Origin of the sequence: Streptomyces misionensis (assembly GCF_007896895.1) — a bacterium.
Lineage (GTDB): Bacteria > Actinomycetota > Actinomycetes > Streptomycetales > Streptomycetaceae > Streptomyces > Streptomyces misionensis_A.
Map to the genome: position 1 here is coordinate 1 of NZ_VOGW01000190.1, position 5,014 is coordinate 5,014.

Consider the following 5,014-nt stretch of genomic DNA (forward strand, 5'->3'; position numbering starts at 1 on the left):
CCACGGGCGGCGCGTCCCCGGCCGACGCGCTCTCCACCGCCCGGCGCACCACCTCCGCCGCGTTCGGGCCGTCGACCACGTCCGGGGTCGGCAGGCCGTGGGCGGCCGCCAGGGAGAGCACGGCCGCGGCGCCCGCCAGGGCGTGGAAGCCGCCCCCGCAGTCGGTGGCGGAGGGGAGGCAGGACGTGCCCGGGACCGGGAGGAAGCCGATCTCGCCGGTGCCGCCGGAGGCGCCGCGGCGCAGGACGCCGTCGAGGACGACCGCCGCGCCCGTGCCGTGCCCGAGCCAGAGCAGGACGAAGGTGTCCCGGTCGCGGGCGGCGCCCTCGCGCTGTTCGGCCAGCGCGGCGAGGTTGGTCTCGTTCTCCACCGTGATCAGGGCCCCGGGCAGCCGCTCCTGGAGGGCGGCGGCCAGGCTGCGGTGCCAGGCCGGCAGGCCCGCGGAGTCGCGCAGGTCACCGGTGGCCGGATCGATGAGGCCCGGCGCGCCGATGCCGACGGTGTGCAGCCGCTCCGCCCCCGCCTCCTTGGCCGCCCGCTCCACCGCGGCCACCACCCGCTCCACGGCGGGCCCGGTGCCCGCATCCCCGTCGACCGGCACGGACGCCTCCGCGAGCACCCGCCCCACCAGGTCGGCGACGAGCACGGCGACCCCGTCGGTGCGCACGTCGAGCGCGGCCAGGAAGGCGCCGTCGGCGACGATGCCGTAGAGCCGGGCGTTGGGCCCCCGGCGGGCCGCGCCGGACTCGCCGACGACCCTGACCAGTCCGGCGGCGGTGAGCCGTTCGACGAGGTCGGCGACCGTCGGCCGGGACAGCCCCGTCAGCTGTTTCAACTGCCCCGCCGTCAGCGGGCCTTGCTCCTGCAAGAGCCCCAGGGCCAACCGGTCGTTGATGGCCCTGGCGGTGCTGGGTGATGCGGGCATGGCGGGAATCCTCCCAGATCGGTTCCAGATCCGTTCCACGGGCCGGAGGCCGAGGCGCGACGCGATGACAACTATCTATCAGGCAGGGTCCCTGATAATTTACCGCCGACGACTTCCGGGGAGGAGCACAGACATGAGTGACATCGGCGGGGTGCGGCCCGCGCGATACGCCGTGGCGGCCGTGTTCGCCGTACACGGCGCCGTGACGGGCTCCTTCGCGACCCGCGTGCCCTGGGTCCAGGACCACGCCTCGCTCAGCGCGGGCCGGCTGGGCTTCGCGCTGGCCTTCACCGCGCTCGGCGCCTCGTGCGCGATGCCGCTGGCGGGCCGGATCAGCCACCGCTTCGGCAGCCGTACGGCGCTGCGCGGGCTGCTCGCGCTGTGGACGCTCTCGCTGATCCTGCCGGCCCTGGCGCCGAACCTGCCCACCCTGTGCCTGGCGATGTTCACCTACGGCGCCTGCGCGGGCATGGCGGACGTGGCGATGAACGCGCTCGGCGTGGAGGTCGAGCGGCGGCTCGGCAAGTCGATCATGTCGGGGCTGCACGGGATGTGGAGCGCGGGCGCGCTCACCGGCTCGGCGGCCGGCACGCTCGCCGCCCATCTCGGCGCGGACGCGCGCACCCACTTCCTGCTGGCCTCGGCGGTCCTCACCGCGCTCGGCGCAGTCGCCTGCTCCTGGGTGCTGGACATACAGCCCGCCGAGGACGAGGAGCCGCCGCCGCGGTTCGCGCTGCCGCCCCGCTCCGCGCTGCTGATCGGCATGGTCGGCTTCTGCGCGGTGTTCGCGGAGGGGGCGAGCCTGGACTGGTCGGCGGTGTTCCTGCGGGACCGACTGGACAGCTCGGCGGCGCTCGCGGCGGCCTCGACCACCGGGTTCATGCTGACGATGGCCGTGGCCAGGATCGCCGGGGACGCGGTGGTGAACCGGTTCGGCGCGGTGCGCACGGTCCGCGCCGGCGGCATCCTCGCGGTGCTCGGCGGACTGCTCGTGGTGGTCGCCGGGCAGCCGGCGGTGGCGATGGGCGGCTTCGCCCTGATGGGGCTCGGCATCGCGGTGGTCGTGCCGCTGTGCTTCGCCGCCGCCGGGCACGCGGGGCCCAATCCCAGCCAGGCCATCGCCGGTGTGGCGACCATCACCTACACCTCGGGGCTGATCGCGCCGAGCCTGATCGGCGGGGTGGCCCAGGCGACCAGCCTGGTGGTCTCGTTCGGCGTGGTGACGGCGCTGGCGTGCGGGCTCGCGGTGTGCGCGGGCGTGCTGCGCAGCGCCGAGCGCGGGCCCGGGCGGGAGGTCAGTCCGCGGGCCGCAGCAGCTCCTGGGCAACGGCCCTGAAGCCCTCGCTCCACGGCGCCGGGCGCAGGGTCGCCGCGTCCAGCCGGACCAGCACCCGGGCGCCCCGGGCGTAGGTCTCGGCGCCGTCGGCCGAGCAGAAGCGGAAGCCGTAGGTGAGCCCGGTGGTGCCGAGCCGGTCCAGCCACAGGTGCACGGCATAGCGGCCGGGACTGGTGACGGGGGCCTCGTAGCCGATGCGCAGCTCGCGCACCGCGTTGCAGGCGTCGCCGGCCGCCACCCAGTCGCCGTCGAAGCGGACGCCGTGCTCGTGCCACAGCTCGGTCCAGGCGCGCTCGACCAGCAGCGGATAGCGCGCGTTGTGCAGCAGTCCGAGCGCGTCGAGGTCGTCGAAATGGACGGTGACGGGGATCAGCCGGCCGTAGGAGACGGCGGGGGCGGAGACGGCTTCGACGGTCACGGGTGGGGCTCCTGAGCGAGGCGAACGGGGTGGCACCCCTGGGCACGGCCGACATACTAAGCGACCGCTCAGCGGCCTCCCGACCGGGCCCGGACGGCGGCCGGGTGCTCGGGCCGCGTCGGCGACCAGCGACAATGGTGCGGATAGCCCTGCGGCTACCCCCGGTCACACACTCCCCTCGGCAAGAAAGCGAAACCCCACCATGGACCTCGGCGTGCGCTGGAAACTGCACGGTGACGGGCGCACGCCCGCGCCCGGAGCGGTGGTACGGCCCGACGAACGGCTGTCCTGGCCCCGGACGGTCGGCCTCGGCGCCCAGCACGTGGTCGCGATGTTCGGCGCCTCCTTCGTGGCGCCGGTCCTGATGGGCCTGGACCCCAACCTGGCGATCATGATGTCCGGCATCGCCACGGTGATCTTCCTGCTGGCCACCCGGGGTCGCGTCCCCAGCTACCTCGGCTGCTCCCTGTCGTTCGTCGGGGTGGCCGCCGTCATCCGCGCGCAGGGCGGTTCGAGCGCGACGGTGACCGGCGCCACCTTCGCCGTCGGCATCGTGCTGTTCCTGGTGGGGCTCGCGGTGCAGCGGTTCGGGGCGCGGATCATTCACGCCGCGATGCCGCCGATCGTCACCGGCGCGGTCGTCATGCTGATCGGCTTCAACCTGGCGCCGGTGACCGCGTCCACCTACTGGCCGCAGGACCAGTGGACGGCGATCCTCGTGATGCTGTTCACCGGACTCGCCGTGGTGTGTCTGCGCGGCTTCTGGTCCCGGATCGCGATCTTCCTCGGGCTGATCTTCGGCTACGGCATCTCCTGGGTCTTCGACCGGGTCTTCGGCAAGATCCACTCCGTGGACGGCGGCGGCAAGCTCACCGACCACTGGCGCCTGGACCTCTCGGGGGTCTCCAAGGCGGACTGGATCGGCCTGCCGCACTTCCACGGGCCGTCCTTCCAGTGGTCGGCGATCCTGGTCGCGCTGCCGGTGGTGATCGCGCTGGTCGCGGAGAACGCGGGCCACGTCAAGGCGGTCGGCGAGATGACCGGCGACCCGCTGGACGACAAGCTGGGCACGGCGATCTCGGCCGACGGCGTCGCCTCCATGCTGTCCACCGCGGTGGGCGGCCCGCCGAACACCACGTACTCCGAGAACATCGGCGTGATGGCCGCGACCCGCGTCTACTCCACCGCCGCCTACTGGGCCGCCGCCGGATTCGCGCTGCTCTTCGGCCTCTGCCCGAAGTTCGGCGCCATCGTGGCCGCCATCCCGGGCGGTGTCCTCGGCGGCATCACCGTCATCCTCTACGGCATGATCGGCCTGCTCGGCGCGCAGATCTGGCTCAACGCCAAGGTGGACCTGCGCAACCCGCTGAACCTGGTGCCGGCCGCCGCGGGCATCATCATCGGCGTCGGCAACGTCAGCATGAAGTTCACCAGCAACTTCTCGCTCAGCGGCATCGCGCTCGGCACCGTGGTCGTGATCACCGGCTACCACGCCCTGCGCGCCTTCGCCCCGGCCCACCTGAAGAAGCAGGCGCCCCTCCTGGACGAGGGCACCTCCACCTACGACCCGGAGGCCCCGCGCACCGAGTCGTGACCGGCCGCGTTCCCTCGTTCCGGCGACGGCGCGGGCCGGTCGGCCCGTCCGGCGCGACGGAGCTGGAAGGCTGCGCGCATGACGCAGCCGGAACAGGCCACCCTCCCCGCGGCACGGGCCGGCACGACCGTCGACGCGGTCGCCGCCCGGATGCGTGCCCTCGACGCCGTCCTGCCCGAGCGGGACGGCGTCGCCGTGTTCAACCGCGTCTACCTCACCGTCACCGAGGAGATCGGCCGGCGCCTGCGCGGCGGGGAGTTCCCCGATCCCCGGGCGGCCACCGCGCTGGACGTGCGGTTCGCCGAGCGGTACCTCACGGCGGTGGAGGCCGACGCGGCGGACCTGAGACCACCCGCCTGCTGGCGGCCGCTGTTCCAGCTGCGCCGCCATCCCGGCGTACGGCCGCTCCAGTTCGCGCTGGCCGGGGTGAACGCGCACGTCGGTCACGACCTCCCCCTCGCCGTGGTGGACGCCTGCCATGCCCTCGGCTGCGAACCGGCCGATCTGGAGGACGAGTTCGAGCACGTGGGCGAGATCCTGGTGGCGCTGGAGGAACGGGTCCGCGAAGAGCTGATGCCGGGCCCCGATCTGCTCCAGCTGGCCGATCCGCTCACCCATCTCGTGGGGTCGTGGAGCCTGGAACGGGCCCGGGAGGCGGCCTGGGCGGCGGCCCGCGCGCTGTGGGCGCTGCGGCACTGCCCGGACGTCGCCGGGGAGTTCACCGACCGGCTGGACGCGGTG

General features: G+C 74.0%; 5 protein-coding genes. 3 read left to right on the plus strand and 2 right to left on the minus strand.

Annotation, left to right across the window (positions count from 1 at the left end; translation table 11 throughout):
* A partial coding sequence (locus tag FRZ03_RS34470) for an ROK family transcriptional regulator (protein WP_146468999.1) occupies positions 1-925 on the minus strand: 925 nt, incomplete at its 3' end.
* 133 nt (positions 926-1,058) lie between these two features.
* Between FRZ03_RS34470 and FRZ03_RS34475 the strand changes: the two genes are divergently transcribed.
* Complete coding sequence (locus FRZ03_RS34475; protein ID WP_146469000.1) at positions 1,059-2,261, plus strand: MFS transporter; 1,203 nt, start codon at positions 1,059-1,061, stop codon at positions 2,259-2,261.
* Here FRZ03_RS34475 and FRZ03_RS34480 read toward each other — a convergent pair.
* Positions 2,221-2,679 (minus strand): acyl-CoA thioesterase, encoded by a 459-nt coding sequence (locus FRZ03_RS34480; protein WP_146469001.1) that lies wholly within the window; start codon positions 2,677-2,679, stop codon positions 2,221-2,223. The two genes, FRZ03_RS34475 and FRZ03_RS34480, sit on opposite strands and share 41 nt — an antisense overlap.
* A gap of 202 nt (positions 2,680-2,881) precedes the next feature.
* Between FRZ03_RS34480 and FRZ03_RS34485 the strand changes: the two genes are divergently transcribed.
* Together FRZ03_RS34485 and FRZ03_RS34490 are read left to right on the plus strand one after the other, a co-directional pair.
* Complete coding sequence (locus FRZ03_RS34485; RefSeq protein WP_146469002.1) at positions 2,882-4,273, plus strand: uracil-xanthine permease family protein; 1,392 nt, start codon at positions 2,882-2,884, stop codon at positions 4,271-4,273.
* Positions 4,274-4,351: 78 nt separating this feature from the next.
* Positions 4,352-5,014: DUF5995 family protein (locus tag FRZ03_RS34490; RefSeq protein ID WP_146469003.1), on the plus strand; the 663-nt coding region annotated here is incomplete at its 3' end.

Excerpts from the sequence above, each read along its gene's own strand:
- FRZ03_RS34475 (WP_146469000.1), top strand. The coding sequence starts at position 1,059 with ATGAGTGACATCGGCGGGGTGCGGCCCGCGCGATACGCCGTGGCGGCC.
- FRZ03_RS34485 (WP_146469002.1), top strand. The coding sequence starts at position 2,882 with ATGGACCTCGGCGTGCGCTGGAAACTGCACGGTGACGGGCGCACGCCC.